The sequence below is a fragment of the Streptomyces sp. NPDC058289 genome (genome assembly GCF_042880975.1).
GTDB lineage: Bacteria > Actinomycetota > Actinomycetes > Streptomycetales > Streptomycetaceae > Streptomyces > Streptomyces stoeckheimensis.
Genome location: NZ_JBHVYI010000046.1, coordinates 40,551 through 58,051, shown reverse-complemented (window position 1 = coordinate 58,051; position 17,501 = coordinate 40,551). Strand labels below are relative to the sequence as shown.

Sequence of the window (17,501 nt, the reverse complement as noted above, 5' to 3'; positions counted from 1 at the left end):
GATGCGGATCCTGGAGGGCGGGCCCGGGGGAGCGGGCGGGCGGCTGGTTCGGTGCGGGAGCGCGGCGGGGTCAGCTCGTGCGCGAGCGTGCGTCGAACGCCTTCATCCGGTCCAGGACCCGTTCCGCGGTGGGCTGCTGCATCTCGTCGACGAGGCGGCCGTCGGAGAGGAAGACCACGCGGTCGGCGTAGCCGGCGGCGACGGGGTCGTGGGTGACCATGACCACGGTCTGGCCCAGCTCGCGCACCGAATCGCGCAGGAAGCCGAGGACCTCGGCGCCGGCGCGGGAGTCGAGGTTTCCGGTGGGCTCGTCGCCGAAGATGATCGCGGGGCGGGCGATCAGGGCCCGGGCCACCGCCACGCGCTGCTGCTGCCCGCCGGAGAGCTGTCCGGGGCGGTGGCCGAGGCGCTGGGAGAGCCCGGTGAGGGCGACCACGTGGTCGAGCCACTGCCGGTCGGGCTTACGGCCGGCGATGGTCAGCGGCAGGGTGATGTTCTCCAGCGCGGTCAGCGTCGGCAGCAGGTTGAACGCCTGGAAGATGAAGCCGATCCGGTCCCGGCGCAGCCGGGTGAGCTGCTCGTCGTTGAGCGTGCCCAGTTCGGTGGTGCCGATGCGGGCGGAGCCGGAGCTGAAGGAGTCCAGCCCGGCGGCGCAGTGCATCAGCGTGGACTTGCCGCAGCCGGAGGGGCCCATGATCGCGGTGAACTCGCCCTCGCGGAAGGAGATGCTGACGCGGTCCAGGGCGACGACCCGGGTGTCGCCGCTGCCGTAGACCTTCGAGAGGTCGGCGGTGGCCGCCGCGATGCCGGTCGGCGCGCGGTGCGGGTGCGGGGCAAGGGGGGCGGCGGTCACGGGGACTCCTCTTCGGCGCGGGAAGCTGCACTTCGAAGGGTGTCCGGGGGACGTATCGGGGGCCCGGGCCGCCGGGTATCGGGGGCCGCTCCGGTGTGTATCGGTCCTGTAGCCGCCGGGGCTGAGGGTGGTCAGTCGGGCAGGCGCAGCGTGGCGACGGCTCCGCCGTCCGGGGCGTTGGTGAAGCGGAGTTCGGCGCCGAGGACCCGGGCCTGGCCCACGGCGATGGTCAGGCCCAGGCCGTGGCCGGAGCCGCGCTCCGCCCGGCCCGTGTGGAAGCGGCGCGGGCCGTGGCTCAGCAGCTCGGCGGGGAAGCCGGGGCCGTGGTCCCGTACGACGACGGTGGAGCCCTCGACGGTGACCCGTACCGGAGTCTCCCCGTGCCGGTGGGCGTTGACGACGAGGTTGCCGACGATCCGTTCCAGGCGGCGCGGGTCGGTCTCCACGCTCCCGGCCTGCTCGGCGACCCCGACCTCCGTGGGCAGGCCGGTGCGCGTGACGGCATCGGAGACGACCGCGCCGAGCGGGACCCGGTCGCGGACCGGGAGTTCGGCGCCCGCGTCGAGCCGGGAGATCTCCAGGAGGTCCTCGACCAGGCCGCGCAGATCGCGCACCCGGGCCCGGAGCAGGTCCTCCGTCTCGCCGGGCGGCAGCAGGTCGGCCGCGGCCAGCAGACCACCGACAGGGGTGCGCAGCTCGTGGGCCACGTCGGCGGTGAACCGGCGTTCGTCGCGCAGCCGTCGCCCGAGGGTGTCGGCCATGCGGTCGACGGTGGCGGCGATGTCGTCGACCTCGTCGCGGCCCCGGGTGGGACCTGTACGGGCGTCCAGGTCCCCGGCGGAGATCCGGCTCGCGGTCTCGGAGACCTGGCGCAGCCGACGGCCGAGCAGGCCGGCCCCGTAGACCGCCAGGGGGGTGGCCGCCGCGAGCGCGATCAGCGAGGCCACCGCCATGGTCAGGTCGAGCCGGCGAAGCTCGTGGAACTCCGTGTTCGTGCCGACGCTGTACGTCAGAACCGGGCTGCCGGGGCCGCCCACGCGCTGCGCGGCCCAGAAGCTCGGTCCGCTGTTGCCCGCCACGTGATCGTCGTAGGCCGTGTGCCGGTCGCCGTTGCCCGGGTTCCGCAGTGCCGCGGGCATCTCCGGCGGATCGAGCGCGGCGCCCTCGATGAGGGTGCCGGTGCGCCGGTAGGTGTCCATGGCCGTGTACACGGTGTTGAAGGCCCGCATCTCGGCCCGGCCGCGGATGTCCTGAGCGGTCCAGAAGTGCACGAGCACGCCCACCGCCGCCGCGACCAGGCACGCGGTGGCGGCGGCCAGTGCGGCGATCTTCCAGCGCAGGGGAACGCGGGGGCCCGGCCCGGGGCGGTGGAACGCGTCCACGGGCCTCAACGCCTGAGCTTGTAGCCGAAGCCGCGGACCGTTTCGATCCGGTCCCGGCCGAGCTTGCCGCGCAGCCGTTGCACGCACAGGTCCACGACCCGGCTGTCGCCGTCCCAGCCGTAGTCCCAGACGTTGCGCAGCAGGGTGTGCCGCTCCAGCACGGTGCCCGGATGGGCCGCGAACTCCAGCAGCAGCTTCAGCTCGGTCGGGGTGAGCGCCACCGGGGTTCCGCCGACGGCCACGTCCAGGCCGCCGGTGTGGATGGTCAGGTCCCCGAAGGTCAGTAGTTCGCCTTCGGAGGGTCCCGGCCCGTCGTCCGCAGCCGGTCCGGCCTGCCCGGCCGCCGGGGCGGGGGCGTAGGTGGCCCGGCGCAGCAGCGAGCGGATGCGGGCCACGAGCACGTTGGTGTCCACGGGCTTGACGACGTAGTCGTCCGCCCCGGCTTCCAGACCCGACACGATGTCCAGCCCGTCGCCGCGCGCCGACATCATCAGGACGGGGACCAGGCTGGTCTCCCGGACCTTGCGGCACAGGCCGATGCCGTCGAGGCCGGGCAGCATCACGTCGAGGATCAGCAGGTCGAAGTCCTCTTCGCGGAAGGATTCGAGGCCCGTGAGCCCGTCGGCGGCGGCCCGCACCGTGTACCCGTAGCGCTCCAGGGAGACGGTGAACGAGCGGCGCATCAGCTCGTCGTCCTCCACCAGCAGCACGCGAACCGGTCGCGGAGAGGCGGGAGCCGGGGTGGAGGTGGACACGGGCGGCTGACTCCTGTTCGGGGGACGAAGACCTGAAAGGAACGATATGGCAGTGGCCGTGGCCGTCCCCCTCGCCACGGCCCCGCGGACCGATCAGATGAAAAGCCGAGCGCCCGCTGATACCCGCCCGATACGAACGAAGGCCGTTCCCTACGGCTGAGCCGTACAGCCGCCCCCTTCGGCTGAGCCGTACAGCCGCGTCCTACGGCCGCGTCCTACGGCCGCGTCCTACGGTTGCGTCCTACGGTTGGGCCAGGACCTGCTTCGCCGCCGCGCGTCCCGTCGCGACGCAGGCGGCCACGCCCACGCCCTCGTACGCCGCCCCGCACAGGGCGATGCCCGGGAGCTTGCCGGCTGCCTCGCGGATGCGGGCGACGCGCTCGCGGTGCCCGACGCCGTACTGGGGCAGGCCCCGGTCCCAGCGGGTGACGCGGGTGGCCAGGGGTTCTCCCATGGGGCCCACCGCGTGGTGGAGTTCGGCGATGGCCGAGCGGACCAGGTGGCGGTCGGGGCGGCCGAGCAGCTCGTCCTCGCCGATGCGGCCGATGGAGGCGCGGAGCACGAAGGTCTCGGGGGCCGAGTCGTGCAGCCAGGACCATTTGTTGGAGAGGAAGGAGGCGGCCTTCAGGGTGTGGCCGTCGACCGGCGGGACCAGGAAGCCGTTGCCCTGGGGGAGGAAGTGGGCCTGGGCGCGGGAGAAGGCCATGGTGATGACGGCCGTCGACGCGTGCGGGATCGAGGAGAGCTCGGCCTCGGCGAGCGGGGAGTGGGGGCGCAGCAGCTCCGCCGCCGCGAAGGCGGGCAGGGCGAGGATCACCGCGTCGGCCTCCATCGTCAGCGCGCCGTCGCCGGTCATCGCCTGGACGCGCCAGCGGTCGTCGGCGACCCGCTGGAGCGAGCGGGCCGTCGTCCCGGTGAGGATGCGGGCTCCGCAGGCTTCCGCGACGGCGGCCGGGAAGCGCCCGGTGCCGCCGACGACGCCCTGGACGGCCACGGCCCCCGAGCGGGGGGCGCCCGCCGCGCGCATCCGGCGCAGGGCCGGGAGGAGCGGGGTGCCCTGTTCCGCGAGGGCCGCGATCCGGGGCATGGCCGCGCGCAGCGAGAGCCGCTCGGCGAGGCCGGCGTAGACCCCGCCCAGCATGGGTTCGATGAGCCGGTCCACGGCCTCCTGGCCGAAGCGGCCGCCCAGGTACTCGGTGACCGAGCAGTCCTCGGTGAGCGGGGTGGCCGGGAGGGTCTCCTCGGCGGCGACGCGCCGGACGCCCTCGGGGGAGAGCAGCCCGGTTCCGATCAGCGCGGAGGGGTCGGTGGGGACGCCCATCACGTGTCCGGCGGGCAGCGGGCGCAGGGCGCCGTTGGTCCAGATGGTGGTGGCTGCCTGCGCGGGATCGCAGAGGGCCTCGCCGAGTCCGACGGCGGCGGCCAGTTCCACGGCCTCCGGGCGCAGGGCCATGAGGGATTCGGCGCCCTCGTCGACGGTGATGCCGGCGATGGTGCCGGTCCGGAGCTTCCCGCCGACCTTGGCGTGGCTCTCCAGGACGGTCACATCGGCCTGGCCGCGCAACTGCCACGCGGCGGCCAGACCGCTGATACCGCCACCGATGACGATCACTGAACGCATTGTGTTCTCCCGTGGCCGGAGCCGTGGTCGATATGTTCCCATATGAAACTTATGGGAACGGGGTGAGTCAGCGCCTCATGCTTTCGGCCAAAGCCTTGAGTTCCTCCTGGTAGGGGAAGCTGCCGGGCTCGTAGGCGCAGTACGGGTCCGCTTCCAGCACGTCGCGCGTGAAGCCGTACGCCCGAGAGCGCGAGCCCCCGCACACCGTCTTGAACTCGCACGCACCGCACTTCCCGCGGAGCAGCGAGGGGTCGCGGAGCTGGGTGAAGAGCGCCGAGCCCCGGTAGATCTCGGTCAGCGGGTGGTTCTTCACGTTGCCCGCGGAGAGCGGCAGGAAGCCGCTGGGGTGCACCTCGCCCGTGTGCGAGATGAAGACGAAGCCGCGGCCCGAGGAGACGTCCATGGGCGGCCGGCGCACGGCCCGCTGCTCCCCGCCGAAGACCCCCAGCTCGCGGGCGCGGGCCGAGAGGCGCTCGTGGAGCGGGCCCAGGACGGGCTTCTCGCCGCGCGCGTCCAGGACGGTGCGCTGCAGTACGACCCGCCGGAAGTGGTGGCCCTCCGTGGTCTTGGTGGCCATCACCGCCCCGCAGTCGTACAGGAAGTGCAGGACGTCCTCGATCTCGGCGGCGGTCAGGGAGTCCAGCTGTTCCCCGCGTCCGGTCGGGACCAGGACGAAGCCCGACCACAGCATCGCGCCCTCGCGCTTGACCAGCGCCGCGATGTCGGCCAGGTCCTCCAGGCTGTCGCGGGTGACCGTGGTGTTGATCTGGACCTTGAGCCCGAGCTCCCGGGCGGCCCGCCAGCCCTCCAGCGTCCAGTCGTAGACCCCGGGCACCCCGCGGAAGGCGTCGTGCCGCTCGGCCGTGGAACCGTCCAGGGAGAGCGAGAGCGCGATGGCCCCCGCTTCCCGCACCGCTACGAGGTTCTCCCGGGTCAGGGTCGGCGTCCCCGACGGGGACACCGCGACGCGCAGGCCGAGCGAGGTCCCGTACGCGACCAGGTCGGTGAGGTCGGCGCGCTGGAAGGGGTCCCCGCCGGTGATCACGAAGAGCGGGCTGGGCTTGCCGAAGGCGGCGATCTGGTCCATCACCCGGCGGGCGTCGGCCCCGTCGAGCTCCTCGGGGTGGCGCAGGGTCTGCGCCTCGGCCCGGCAGTGCAGACAGGCCAGCGGGCAGGCCCGGGTGGCCTCCCAGATGACGATGAAGGGCCGATCGGACACCGCGTGGCGGGGGCTCCGGACGACCGAGTGGGCGGGGCGGGGATTCGCGGGACCGGGGCGACGGTTCACGAGACCCGCTCCCAGCCGCGCTTGCTCGGGCGGTTGGCGAGCTGCTTCGGGTCCCGCTTGCGGTAGACCACGTACGGCCGGAACAGGTACTTCAGCGGCACCGAGAACATGTGCACCAGGCGCGAGTACGGGATCAGCGCGAACAGCGTGAAGCCGAACAGGATGTGGATCTTGAAGGCGAGCGGGGCGCCCGCCATCAGGTGGGAGTCCGGGGTGAAGGTGAACAGGCTGCGGAGCCAGACGGAGATGCCGTCGCGGTAGTTGTAACCGTCCGTCATACCGGCCGAGTTCAGCAGGGTCGCCGTCAGCCCGAGGACCATCGCGCCGAGCAGGAACGAGTACATCAGGTGGTCGCTGCGCAGCGTCGCCCTGCGCACGGCCGGCACCTTGAAGCGCCGGTAGACCAGGATCCCGATGCCCACGGCGGCCGCGACGCCCGCGATCGTGCCCGTGGAGAGCGCCATCAGGTGGTAGGCGTGGTCGCTCAGGCCCACCGCGTCGGTCCAGCTCTTGGGGATGAGCAGGCCGACCACGTGGCCCACGATCACGAAGAGCATGCCGAAGTGGAAGAGCGGCGAGCCGATCCGCAGCAGCCGCGACTCGTGCAGCTGCGAGGAGTGCGTGGTCCAGCCGAACTTGTCGAACCGGGCCCGCCAGACCGTGCCCGCGATCAGCAGGGCGATCGAGACGTACGGCAGTACGCCCCACAGGAGGAGGTCCATCAGGCGGGCATCCTTTCGGAGGCCACGGAAGCGGCGGAAGCCGTCGTGGGCCAGGGGAGGTCGGTCGGAGCGGCCGAGGGGCCCCTCTGATTCACCGCAGGGGCGGGCATGTCGAGGCCCGGCCCGAACGGTTCGAGCGCCGAGCCCGCGCCCACCAGCTCCTGCGGCGGCCCGCTCGATGCGAGGGCCTTCGCCTCCGCCTTGGTCTCGGGGGAGGGCCCGGGCAGCGTCGCGCAGACGGCCTCCAGGACCCGGGCGTACGGGGACCCGGACTCGGTGAGCGCCAGGCGCAGCAGCTCCAGCCCGGCCCGGTGCTCCTGGAGCAGTTCGGTGCCGGCCTCCTCCTCGCGGGCGGCGAACTCCAGGGCCACCGGCAGGAAGTCGGGCAGCTCCTCGCCCGCGAACTCCAGCCCGAAGTCCCGGTAGATCCGCTTCAGTCGGACCAGGGACAGCCCGCGCCGGCGGGTGTCCCCGTCGACCCACCAGGTGAGGTAGAGGCAGCGTCGGTTGCGGGTGTCGAAGGTCGAGGTGTACTGGGAGCACAGCTCGATCGGGGTCTGCCGCTCGGCCTCGTCGAGGAACGCCCCGAGGAGTCGGGCCGGTTCGGCGGGCGCCCCGGCGAGGGCCGCACGGAGCCGCGGGAGTTCGTCGTGGAAGTAGTCGCCGGGGTACTGCAGTACGCAGCCGGCGACCAGCCGCACCAGTGCATCGCCGGCCATCCGGTCCTGGCTCACGAACTCCTCCTGGTGGTACCGAGGTTGAGCATCACCCGGGGCTCGGGCAGCGCGCTCACCGGGCAGCCCCGGTCCGCGTCGTCCAGCGGGTGCGAGTCGGCCAGCGCGTCGGCCTCGGCCCGCGCGGCGCTGGGGACCACGAAGCGGTCCTCGATCTTGGCGATGGCGAGGAGCCGGAACATGTCCTCCATCTCCTGCCCGGACAGTCCGACGGCCCGCGCGATCGATTCGTCCCGCTCCTCGCCCAGGTTGACGCGGCGCATGTAGGCGCGCATCGCGGCCATCCGGCGCAGCACCGCCTCCACGGGCACGGTGTCGCCGGCGGTGAGGACCTCCGCGAGGTACTCGACGGGGATGCGCATCGCGTCGATGGCACCGAACAGGTTCCCGGCGTCCTCGCCGTCGCTGCCGGTGGCGGCGACCGCCTCGACGACGGGGGAGAGCGGCGGGACGTACCAGACCATCGGCATCGTCCGGTACTCCGGGTGGAGCGGGAGGGCGACCTGATAGGTGGCGATCAGGTCGTAGACCGGGGAGTTGCGGGCCGCGTCGAGCCACTCGTCGGTGATGCCGGCCGCGCGGGCGGCGGCGATCACGGCCGGGTCCGCGGGGTCCAGGAAGCACTCCACCTGGGAGGGGTACAGATCGTGCTCGTCCTCGACCGCGGCGGCCTCGGCCACCTTGTCGGCGTCGTAGAGCATCACGCCGAGGTAGCGCATCCGGCCCACGCAGGTCTCCGAGCACACGGTCGGCATGCCGACCTCGATGCGCGGGAAGCAGAAGGTGCACTTCTCGGCCTTGCCGGTCTGGTGGTTGAAGTACACCTTCTTGTACGGGCATCCGGTCACGCACATCCGCCAGCCGCGGCACTGGTCCTGGTCGACCAGGACGATGCCGTCCTCCTCGCGCTTGTACATCGCGCCGGAGGGGCAGGAGGAGACGCACGCCGGGTTGAGGCAGTGCTCGCAGATGCGCGGCAGGTAGAACATGAAGCTCTGCTCGAACTCGAAGCGGATCTTCTCGCCGACCTCGTCGCGGATCTTCTCGATGATCGGGTCCTGCAGGGCGTGCGTGGGCGCGCCGCCGAGGTTGTCGTCCCAGTTCGGACCCCACTCGATCTTGTCGATGGGCTCGCCGGTGAGCTGGGAGACCGGCCGGGCGGTGGGGATGTCGTTGCCCGCCGGGGCCTCGGTGAGGTTCTTGTACTCGTAGGTCCAGGGCTGGTAGTAGTCGTCGATCTCCGGCAGGTCCGGATTCGCGAAGATCTTGCCCAGCTTGGCGAGGCGGCCGCCCGCCTTGAGGCGGAGCTTGCCGGAGCGGGTGCGCTCCCAGCCGCCCTTCCACTTCTCCTGGTCCTCCCAGCGGCGCGGGTAGCCCTGGCCGGGGAGGGTTTCGACGTTGTTGAACCAGACGTACTCGGTGCCCTGCCGGTTGGTCCACGCCTGCTTGCAGGTGACCGAGCAGGTGTGGCAGCCGATGCACTTGTCGAGGTTCATGACCATCGCGACCTGTGCCATCACTCGTCCGATTTTCGCTTCGCGAGGGGGCATCTGTTAGAACTCCACCTTCTGGTCGCGGCGGCGGATGACCGTCACCTCGTCGCGCTGGTTGCCGGTCGGGCCGAGGTAGTTGAAGGCCCAGGTCAGCTGGGCGTAACCGCCGATGAGGTGGGTGGGCTTGAGCATCACCCGGGTCAGCGAGTTGTGGATGCCGCCGCGGCGGCCCGTCTTCTCCGTCTTGGGGACGCCGACCGTGCGCTCCTGCGCGTGGTTCATGTAGACCGTGCCGGGCGGCATCTTGTGGGAGACGATCGCGCGGGCGGTGATCACGCCGTTGCGGTTGACCGCCTCGATCCAGTCGTTGTCCGCGACCCCGATCGCCTCGGCGTCCTGCGGGGACATCCACACGGTCTGGCCGCCGCGGCCCAGGGTCATCATGTAGAGGTTGTCCTGGTACTGGCTGTGGATCGCCCACTTGTTGTGCGGGGTCAGGTACCGGACGGCCACCGACTTGGCCTTCTCGTCGACCGTGCCGAGCTCGGGCTCCCCGTACAGGGTGTGCATGTTCAGCGGCGGCTTGTAGACGGGCAGGGACTCCCCGACCTCGTGCAGCCAGTCGTGGTCGATGAAGAAGTGCTGGCGGCCGGTGAGGGTGTGCCAGGGCTTGAGGTGCTCGGTGTTGACCGTGAAGGCCGTGTACCGGCGCCCGCCGGACTCGGAGCCCGACCACTCGGGCGAGGTGATCACCGGGACCGGGCGGGCCTGGGTGTCGGCGAAGGTGATCCGCTTGCCCTCGGCCTCGGCGGCCAGGTGGGCCATCGGGGTGCCGACCTTCTTCTCCAGCGTCTCGAACCCCTGCGTGGCGAGGCGGCCGTTGCTGGTGCCCGACAGCGAGAGGATCGCCTCGCAGGCCTGCTGCGCGGTCTCCAGGCGCGGGCGGCCGTCGGCGACGCCGCCGCGGACCGTGCCGTTCTTCGCGCCGAGGTAGGCCACCTCCTCGCCCACGTCGAAGGTGATCGCCTTGGTCGTCACGCCCAGCTCGTCCACGAGCGGCCCGAGCGCGGCGAACTTCTCGCCGACCGCCCCGTAGTCCCGCTCCACGACCGCCAGGTTGTACATGGTCCGGCCCGGTACGGGCTCGCACTCGCCCTTCGACCAGTCCAGCGCGACCCCGCCGGGCTGGGCCATCTCGCCGCCCGGGGTGTCGTGCTGGAGGGCGGTGGCGACCAGGTCCTTGCGCACGCCCAGGTGGGTCTTGGCGAGCTCGCCGAAGCGCTCGGCCAGCCCCTTGAAGGCGTCGTAGTCGGAGCGGGCCTGCCAGGGCGGGTCCACGGCCGGGGTGAAGGCGTGCAGGAAGGGGTGCATGTCCGTGGAGGACAGGTCGTGCTTCTCGTACCAGGTGGCCGCCGGGAACACCACGTCGGACAGCAGCGTCGTGGAGGTCATCCGGAAGTCCATGGACATGAGCAGGTCGAGCTTGCCCTCCACGTCCTCCTCCCGGTACGTCACGTCCTTGGGCGTGCAGCGCGGCCCGTCCTCGGGCAGGTTGGAGTGGGTGCCCAGCAGGTGCTTGAGGAAGTACTCGTTGCCCTTGGAGCTGGAGCCCAGCAGGTTGGCCCGCCACACGTTGAGCACGCGCGGCCAGTTCCCCGGGGCGTCCGGGTCCTCGCCGGCGAAGCCCAGCTCGCCGCTCTTGAGCTGCCGGACCGTCTCCGCGACCGGGTCCTCGGCCTCGCCGAGCTCCAGCGGGTTGCGGTCGAAGGTCGGGTAGGAGGGCATCCAGCCCATCCGGGTGCTCGCCGCCAGGCAGTCCGAGCCCGTCATGCCGGCGAAGGCGCCGCTGCCGAGCGGGGAGGCGAGCGCCTCCGCCGGCAGGGTGTCGTAGCGCCACTGGTCGGTGTGCAGGTAGAACCAGGCCGCGCCGATCATCTGGCGCGGCGGGCGCGACCAGTCGGAGGCGGCGGCCAGCGTCGCCCAGCCGGTGACCGGACGGCACTTCTCCTGGCCGACGTAGTGGCCCCAGCCGCCGCCGTTGCGGCCCTGGCAGCCGGTGAGGGTGAGCAGGGCCAGGAAGGAGCGGTAGATGGTCTCGGAGTGGAACCAGTGGTTGGTGCCCGCGCCCATCAGGATCATGCAGCGGCCGTTCGACTGCTCGGCGGTCTGCGCGAACTCCCGCGCCACGCGCGCCGCCTGGGCCGCCGGGACCGAGGTCAGCGACTCCTGCCAGCCGGGGGTGCCCGGGGCGCTCGCGTCCTCGTAACCGGTGGGCCACACGCCGGGCAGGCCCTCGCGGCCGACCCCGTACTGGGCCAGCATCAGGTCGAAGACGGTCGTGACCAGCCGGTCCCCGTCCGCGGTCGCGAGGCGCCGTACGGGCACACCGCGGCGGATCGTGCCGCGCGGCTTCCCGTCCTGGTCCACGCCCTGTTCGTCGTCCTCGAAGCGGGGGAGGGTGATCTCCACGCTGTCGTCGGCGGTGCCGTGGAGGGTCAGGCGCGGGACGGTGTCGCCGAGTTCGAGGTTCCACTCGGGCTTCTCGTTCTTGCCCCAGCGGTGGCCGAGCGTGCCGTTCGGGACGACGATCTCGCCGGTCGTGTCGTCGATCAGCACGGTCTTCCACTGGGCGTTCTCGCCCGCGTCCGGAAGACCCGTTTGGCCGAGATCGGCTGCGGTGACGAACTTGCCGGGAACCAGACCCTGTTCGGTCTCGGTGAGGGAAACCAGGAAGGGCAGGTCCGTGTACTGGCGGACGTAATCCGTGAAGAAGGGGGTCTGCTTGTCGACGAAGAATTCCTTGAGGATGACATGACCCATCGCGAGGGCCAGCGCACCGTCCGTACCGGGGTGCGGGTGCATCCATTCGTCGGCGAATTTGGTGTTGTCCGCGTAGTCCGGGGAAACGGTGACGACCTTCTGGCCGCGGTAGCGGGCCTCGGCCATCCAGTGGGCGTCCGGGGTGCGCGTGACGGGGACGTTCGAGCCCCACATCATCAGGTACGCGGCGTCCCACCAGTCGCCCGACTCCGGGACGTCCGTCTGGTCACCGAACACCTGCGGGGAGGCGACCGGGAGGTCGGCGTACCAGTCGTAGAAGGACAGCATCGGCGCGCCGATGAGCGAGTGGAAACGGGCGCCGGCCGCGTGCGAGGCCATCGACATCGCCGGGATCGGCGAGAAGCCGGCGACCCGGTCCGGGCCGTGCTCCTTGATCGTGTGCACGTGCGCGGCGGCGACGATCTCCGTCGCCTCCTCCCACGTCGCCCGCACCAGCCCGCCCTTGCCGCGCGCCTGCTGGTACGTACGCCGGCGCACCGGGTCGGACTGGATGTCGGCCCAGGCCTCGACCGGGTCCCCGAGGCGCGCCTTGGCCTCGCGGTACATCTCCAGCAGGGCGCCGCGCACGTACGGGTAGCGCACCCGGGTGGGGGAGTAGGAGTACCAGGAGAACGAGGCGCCGCGCGGGCAGCCGCGGGGCTCGTACTCGGGGCTGTCGGGACCCACGGAGGGGTAGTCGGTGGACTGGGTCTCCCAGGTGATGATCCCGTCCTTGACGTACACCTTCCACCGGCAGGAGCCGGTGCAGTTCACGCCGTGGGTGGAGTACACGACCTTGTCGTGGCTCCACCGGTCCCGGTAGAAGGCCTCCGCGGCGCGGCCGCCGGTGTGGTGGACGGTCCGCAGGTCGTCGGAGACTTCGGCGGTCCTGAAGAAGCTTCCCGCCTTGATCAGCGATTCGGCGGCGTCCTGGTGTCCGTCGCGTATGTGGCGCTCGTGCAAGGCGACCCTCCAGGCCGGAATAAAAGGCGGTGCGTGGGGTCCGGGCAAGAAGACCCAGACACGACGCTACGCCCGGCGCAGAGGCGAATCCGATGACAAAGGTCCCGTACGGGCGTGACCTAATTCCGGTCTTTCACAGGCCGAGTGGATGCCACGCTGGAAGAGGCCAACTCCGTTGCGGAGACGGAAATTACGAGGCCGAATACCAATTAGCGGAAGGCTGCGCCGAGGTGTCCCGGAACAAGGGGAAGAAAACGGCCTGGATCCCGGACCAGCACGGGGCGTGGGCGATGCTCACCGTGCCCTTCCTCGCGGGCACGTTCCTCTCGCCGCGGCCGGGATGGCAGCACGCGCTCCTCCTGGCGGCCTGGCTCCTCGGCTACTGCGCGGTCTTCCACGCCCAGCAGTGGCTGCGCCTGCGCCGGGTCGCCGCCCGGCGCCCGGCGGTGGCCCGGCGGCACGTCCGCCCGGCGCTCGTCCTCGGCGCGGTGACCGCCCTGGCGGGGATCCCGCTCGCGGTGCTCCACCCCTGGCTGCTGCTCGCGGGCGCGGCGGCGGCGCCCTTCGTGGCCGTGAACTCCTGGTTCGCGCTGCAGAACCGCGAGCGGGACCTGGTCAACGGACTGGCCGCGGTGGTCCCGGCCTGCGGGATGCTGCCGGTGGCCGCACGGCTGGGAGGGGGAGGGCTGCCGTGGGCGCCCGCCGCCGCCTGCCTGCTGTACTTCGCGGGCACGGTCCCGTACGTGAAGACGATGATCAGGGAACGCAACTCCCGTACGTACTACCGCGGCTCGGTGACCTACCACGCAGTGGCCGCCGCCCTGGCTGCCTGGCTCTCCCCGTGGCTGGCCCTTCCCTTCGCGGCCTACCTGGCCCGGGCCGCGGCGCTCCCCGGCCGCGGGCTCAAGGTGGCGGTGGTCGGCGCCGTCGAAATCGCCGGGTCGGCGGCCCTGCTGGCTTCACTGCTGCTGATCTTCTGACGGGCCGCGGGGCGCCACGGAGGGGGAGCGGGGGTCAGAGGGGCAGCGAGCGGAACTCGTCCAGGACGGCGAAGCCCGTGCGGTCGTACAGGCTCATCGCCACCTCGTTGCCGCCGAACACGTTGAACATCAGCGCCCCGTCGCCGCCCTGCCGGGCGGCCCACTCACCGACGGACATCGCGGCGCGGCCGTAGCCCTTGCCGCGGTGCTCCTCGTACACCTCCAGCGAGAAGCCGAAGGTGACGCCCGGCAGGTAGCCGTGGTTGACCCAGCCCGTGCCGACCACCTGCCCGTCGGCCTCCAGCGCGTAGAAGGCGTGCCCGGGGGTCGCGTAGCCCTGCGGGAGGTGACGGGCGAAGTCCTCGTCGGACTTGGCCTTGGCCTGCTCCGGGGTCAGGGCCCCGGCCCGGACGATGTCCGCCACGTACGCGGCCTCCTCGCCGGCGTACCAGCCGGGGTACTCCTCGGCGGTGAGCGGGCGCACGGTGAGGCCCGGCGGCAGGGCGGGGTGCTCGGCGGCGGCCCGCAGGCGGTTCTGGCCGCGTACGGGATAGCCGGCGAACGGTCCGGCTGTGGATGTTCCTGTGGCCGTGGCCGTGGCCGTGGCCGTGGCTGCGGGTCCCGGTTCGGCTCCGGCTTCGGCCCCGGCCTCGGCTCCCGCTCCGCCGGTGAGCCGGACCTCCACCCGGCCGGCGCCCCGCTCGGCGCACCACCGCTCGGCCCACGTGCGAGCCGCGGTCGCCGCGTCCGGTCCCGCCGCCGTCAGGTCGTGGATCCGGCCCACGGTCGCCCCGTTGTCCTCGGACACCCCGACCGCGATCCATCCGGCGCCGTCCGTGGCCACCGTCCAGCCGTCGACGCCCTTCAGCGCCCGTTCCAGCAGGGCCCGGGAGAGGGGCTCCGAGCATCCCGCGGCCCGGTACCCGGCGAGCACCCGCTCCTCGAAGCCGCCCCGCCACTCGCCCTGGTCGGGCACGACGCGCATGCCGCTGATCTCGTTGAGCCCGCTCGTTCCGCTCGTCCCGCTAGTCCCGTCCATCCGGCCAGCCTAGGCAGGCCCGCCGACCGGGCTCCAGGGGTTTAGATCGCTTCCTTGCGCGTCAGGAAGTTGAAGGAGATCCATCCCGGCAGCACCGGCAGCCAGAACGTCACCACGCGGAACAGCAGCACCGCCGAGAACGCCACCTGGCCGTCCAGCCCCGCCGCGACCAGACCCAGCGTCAGCGCACCCTCCACCGCTCCGATGCCGCCCGGCGTCGGAGCGGCCGAGCCCAGGGCGTTGCCCGCCAGGAAGACCACCGCGATGCTCGCGTAGCTGATGGCCTCGCCGCCCCCGAAGGCGCGGATCGAGGCGTCCAGGCACATCACGAAGCAGCCCGTCAGCAGCAGCATCCCGCCGATGCCGGTCAGCAGCTTCTGCGGCCGCTGGAGCACGTCCAGCATGCGCGGGACCACTCCCGCGAACAGCGCCCGCACCCGGGTCGCCACGAACTTCCGCAGGAAGGGCACGGCCGTGACCACCAGCACCAGGACGGCCACTGTCAGCAGACCCGCGATGACCGTCCTCGACGGGGTCATCTCGGGGGTCTTCTCGGTCCCCGTCAGATAGCCGAAGGACAGCAGCAGCAGGATGTGGCTCGCCAGCCCGAAGAGCTGCGAGGCGCCCACACTGGCCACCGCGAGCCCCGGCCGGATGCCGGCCCTCTGGAGGAAACGGGTGTTCAGCGCGACACCGCCGACCGCCGCTGGAGCCACCAGCTTCACGAAGGATCCGGCGACCTGGGCCAGTACGGTCCGCAGGAACGGCACCCGCTCGGGTACGAAGCCCAGCAGGCTCATCGCCGCCGCGAAATAGGTGAGCGCCGAGAAGGCGAGCGCCACCCCGACCCAGCCCCACTGCGCATCGCCGATGGTGGTGGCGAAGTCGACGTGCGCGATCTGCGTGACCAGGAAGTACGCGCCGAACGCGCCGGCGATGAACGACACCAGCGTGCGCGGCCGGATCCGCTCCAGCCGGGCCGGCTCCACCGGCGCCTGCGGACGGATCAGCAGCACCTGCTGGCGGATCTGGCTCAGCAGATCCTCCTCGCGGGCCCCGTCGAGCGCGTCGTCCAAGGCCTTCTTCTCGGCCTTCTTCTCGCCTGCGGAGCGGGTGGCGGGCGAAGCGGAGCCCGCCTCGCGCAAGGCCTTCGCCGCCCGCGAGGAATCCAGTACGGCTTCCCGCTCCCGGTCCGCCCGCTCCCGCGCCAGCTTGCGCAGCGTCGCCCGCGTGGAGCGGCTCAGCGCGATCGGCTGGAGCAGCGGCAGACAGTCCGCCACCGCGTCCGGGCCGAGCACCGACACCGCCGAGGCGACCGAGCGCTCGGCGCCGACCCGCAGGCCGAGGGTGGTGAGCAGCTGCGCGATGTCCATGCGCAGCACGAGGTCGCCGGCGGCGATCTCGCCGCCGCGCAGGTCGGTCAGGGTGATGGTGTCCGCCGTGGCGCCGCCGGCGGAACGATCCACCACGAGGGCGTCCCCGGTGAGCCGCCGGTGTGCGATCCGCCGGGACTGCAGGGCCCGTACCTGCTGCCACGCGTTGCGGCTCAGCTCGTCGGTGATCTCCTCGTCGGCCAGCGAGTCCAGGCTCCGGCCGCCCAGGTGCTCGTAGACGAGCATCACGGCGTCCGGACCCAGCTCGGAGGTGGCGATGAGCTTGGGCGCGTTGGCCCCGGCCGCGATGGCCGCGTACGCGAGCAGCGCCTCCTGCTCCAGCGCCTGGCGCAAGGACTGCAGACTGCGCCGGGTGGTGATCCCGCGCAGCGTGAGGCGGCGCCAGACCCGGTAGTAGAAGCCCTGGGCCTGCTGCTCCCGGTCCACGACGGTGACGTCGAGCGGCGGGCCGTCTTCCAGGGTGACGTGGTAGCGCCGCCCGCGGTCGCTGACCTCGGTGCTGTCGGGACCCTCAGGGGACTCGGCGCGCATCGCGCTGACCGGCTGGAAGCCGACCCGGCGCAGGCCCGCGAGGAGGTTCTGCCCGGTGGGCCGGACGTTCGGCGAGCCGACCGCGTACAGGGTTCCGTACGCGACGCTCCAGCCGATGAGCACGGTCAGGATGATCGAGAAGGGCGTGGTGTAGCCGCCGACCAGCATCGCGAAGGCGTCCAGCAGCAGGACCACCCACAGCGCGACCCGCCAGCGCGGGCGCCGGGTCATCCCCACGGCGGTCATGTACGCGATCACGGGCGCGAGGTAGCCGTGCACCGGATCCGTGAGGGCCCCGCCGGCCCCGGTGGGGCGGGTGAGGGCTTCCTGGATGGTCTCGGGGGCCCCTTGGGAGACCCACAGGTCGGTGGCGAGGGTGACCCCGTGCGCGAGGACGGCCGCGAGCACGCCGTCGGCGATGCGCAGCCCGTCGCGCTTGATCAGCCGCTCGATGGCGAAGGCGACCGGGACGAGGAGCACCGCGATGCTCGACACCAGCCCGGCGACCTTGATCAGCACGTCGGGCGCCTGCCCGGTGCCGTTGCTGATGTCGGCTTCCAGACCCGCGGTGGTGCCGTGGGCGAAGGCGGCGATGCCGAGGACGACGGCGATGCCGAGGATCCCGACGAGGAGGCGTACGAGGTCGGAGGGGCGGTGCACACGGGCGGCGAGCAGCGGCTCGTCGACCTCGACCTGGTCGGCGGCCGTGGGGGCGTGTCCGTGCGGGGTCTCGACGTCCTCGTGACCCGGTGGCGGGCCTTCGTCTGGGCGCGCGCCGTCGTTCGTCGCCGCGCCGTCCGGAGGACTCACACCCTGCTCCCTTCCCGTCACTTCCGTCTCTTCTTGATCACGTATCACGCGTCACCGCCCGGAAGATGGTGGCATGGACCGGCGGCCGCGCGGGGCAGCAGGGTGCGAGCCGGTCC

General features: G+C 72.2%; 12 protein-coding genes. 1 reads left to right on the top strand and 11 read right to left on the bottom strand.

All coding sequences use genetic code 11. From position 1 onward, the window contains the following. Positions 1-70: 70 nt before the first annotated feature. From ACFVX6_RS23285 to ACFVX6_RS23245, 9 genes are all read right to left on the bottom strand, one after another. A complete protein-coding gene (locus tag ACFVX6_RS23285; RefSeq protein WP_389694345.1) occupies positions 71-853 on the bottom strand; it encodes an ABC transporter ATP-binding protein in 783 nt (260 codons plus the stop codon). Between the two features lie 131 nt (positions 854-984). Beyond that, on the bottom strand, positions 985-2,235 hold the full coding sequence (locus ACFVX6_RS23280) for a sensor histidine kinase (protein WP_389694343.1): 1,251 nt from the start codon (positions 2,233-2,235) through the stop codon (positions 985-987). 5 nt (positions 2,236-2,240) lie between these two features. Continuing rightward, positions 2,241-2,990 carry a two-component system response regulator CseB gene (gene cseB / locus ACFVX6_RS23275; RefSeq protein ID WP_389694341.1) on the bottom strand — a complete coding sequence of 250 codons (750 nt, stop codon included), beginning with the start codon at positions 2,988-2,990 and terminating at the stop codon, positions 2,241-2,243. A gap of 241 nt (positions 2,991-3,231) precedes the next feature. Further along, positions 3,232-4,611, bottom strand: coding sequence for a protoporphyrinogen oxidase (gene hemG / locus ACFVX6_RS23270; RefSeq protein ID WP_389694339.1), 1,380 nt, complete (start codon positions 4,609-4,611; stop codon positions 3,232-3,234). A 67-nt stretch (positions 4,612-4,678) separates the two neighbouring features. After that, positions 4,679-5,830 (bottom strand): TIGR04053 family radical SAM/SPASM domain-containing protein, encoded by a 1,152-nt coding sequence (locus tag ACFVX6_RS23265; protein ID WP_389694337.1) that lies wholly within the window; start codon positions 5,828-5,830, stop codon positions 4,679-4,681. Positions 5,831-5,895: 65 nt separating this feature from the next. After that, entirely contained in the window at positions 5,896-6,621 is a 726-nt protein-coding gene (narI, locus tag ACFVX6_RS23260; RefSeq protein ID WP_389694335.1) for a respiratory nitrate reductase subunit gamma, read from the bottom strand. Then, the gene (gene narJ, locus ACFVX6_RS23255; protein WP_389694357.1) at positions 6,621-7,340 is read right to left on the bottom strand and encodes a nitrate reductase molybdenum cofactor assembly chaperone; all 720 of its coding nucleotides are present in this window, start codon (positions 7,338-7,340) and stop codon (positions 6,621-6,623) included. The genes narI and narJ overlap by 1 nt, the downstream gene beginning before the upstream one ends. Before the next feature lie 11 nt (positions 7,341-7,351). Further along, positions 7,352-8,905 (bottom strand): nitrate reductase subunit beta, encoded by a 1,554-nt coding sequence (gene narH, locus ACFVX6_RS23250; protein ID WP_389694333.1) that lies wholly within the window; start codon positions 8,903-8,905, stop codon positions 7,352-7,354. A gap of 3 nt (positions 8,906-8,908) precedes the next feature. Continuing rightward, complete coding sequence (locus ACFVX6_RS23245; RefSeq protein ID WP_389694331.1) at positions 8,909-12,631, bottom strand: nitrate reductase subunit alpha; 3,723 nt, start codon at positions 12,629-12,631, stop codon at positions 8,909-8,911. A 230-nt stretch (positions 12,632-12,861) separates the two neighbouring features. On the opposite strand from ACFVX6_RS23245, the gene ACFVX6_RS23240 reads away from it, so the two are divergent. Next, positions 12,862-13,611 (top strand): YwiC-like family protein, encoded by a 750-nt coding sequence (locus ACFVX6_RS23240; protein WP_389694329.1) that lies wholly within the window; start codon positions 12,862-12,864, stop codon positions 13,609-13,611. A gap of 34 nt (positions 13,612-13,645) precedes the next feature. On the opposite strand, the gene ACFVX6_RS23235 is transcribed toward ACFVX6_RS23240, so the two are convergent. Both ACFVX6_RS23235 and ACFVX6_RS23230 read right to left on the bottom strand, forming a co-directional pair. Next, positions 13,646-14,650 (bottom strand): GNAT family N-acetyltransferase, encoded by a 1,005-nt coding sequence (locus tag ACFVX6_RS23235; RefSeq protein ID WP_389694327.1) that lies wholly within the window; start codon positions 14,648-14,650, stop codon positions 13,646-13,648. Positions 14,651-14,691: 41 nt separating this feature from the next. Then, positions 14,692-17,433: a YbhN family protein gene (locus tag ACFVX6_RS23230; RefSeq protein ID WP_389694325.1), complete on the bottom strand. Its 2,742-nt coding sequence runs from the start codon at positions 17,431-17,433 to the stop codon at positions 14,692-14,694. Positions 17,434-17,501: the final 68 nt, after the last annotated feature.

Excerpts from the sequence above, each read along its gene's own strand:
- hemG (WP_389694339.1), bottom strand. The coding sequence starts at position 4,611 with ATGCGTTCAGTGATCGTCATCGGTGGCGGTATCAGCGGTCTGGCCGCC.
- narI (WP_389694335.1), bottom strand. The coding sequence starts at position 6,621 with ATGGACCTCCTCCTGTGGGGCGTACTGCCGTACGTCTCGATCGCCCTG.
- narJ (WP_389694357.1), bottom strand. The coding sequence starts at position 7,340 with ATGGCCGGCGATGCACTGGTGCGGCTGGTCGCCGGCTGCGTACTGCAG.
- narH (WP_389694333.1), bottom strand. The coding sequence starts at position 8,905 with ATGCCCCCTCGCGAAGCGAAAATCGGACGAGTGATGGCACAGGTCGCG.
- ACFVX6_RS23235 (WP_389694327.1), bottom strand. The coding sequence starts at position 14,650 with ATGGACGGGACTAGCGGGACGAGCGGAACGAGCGGGCTCAACGAGATC.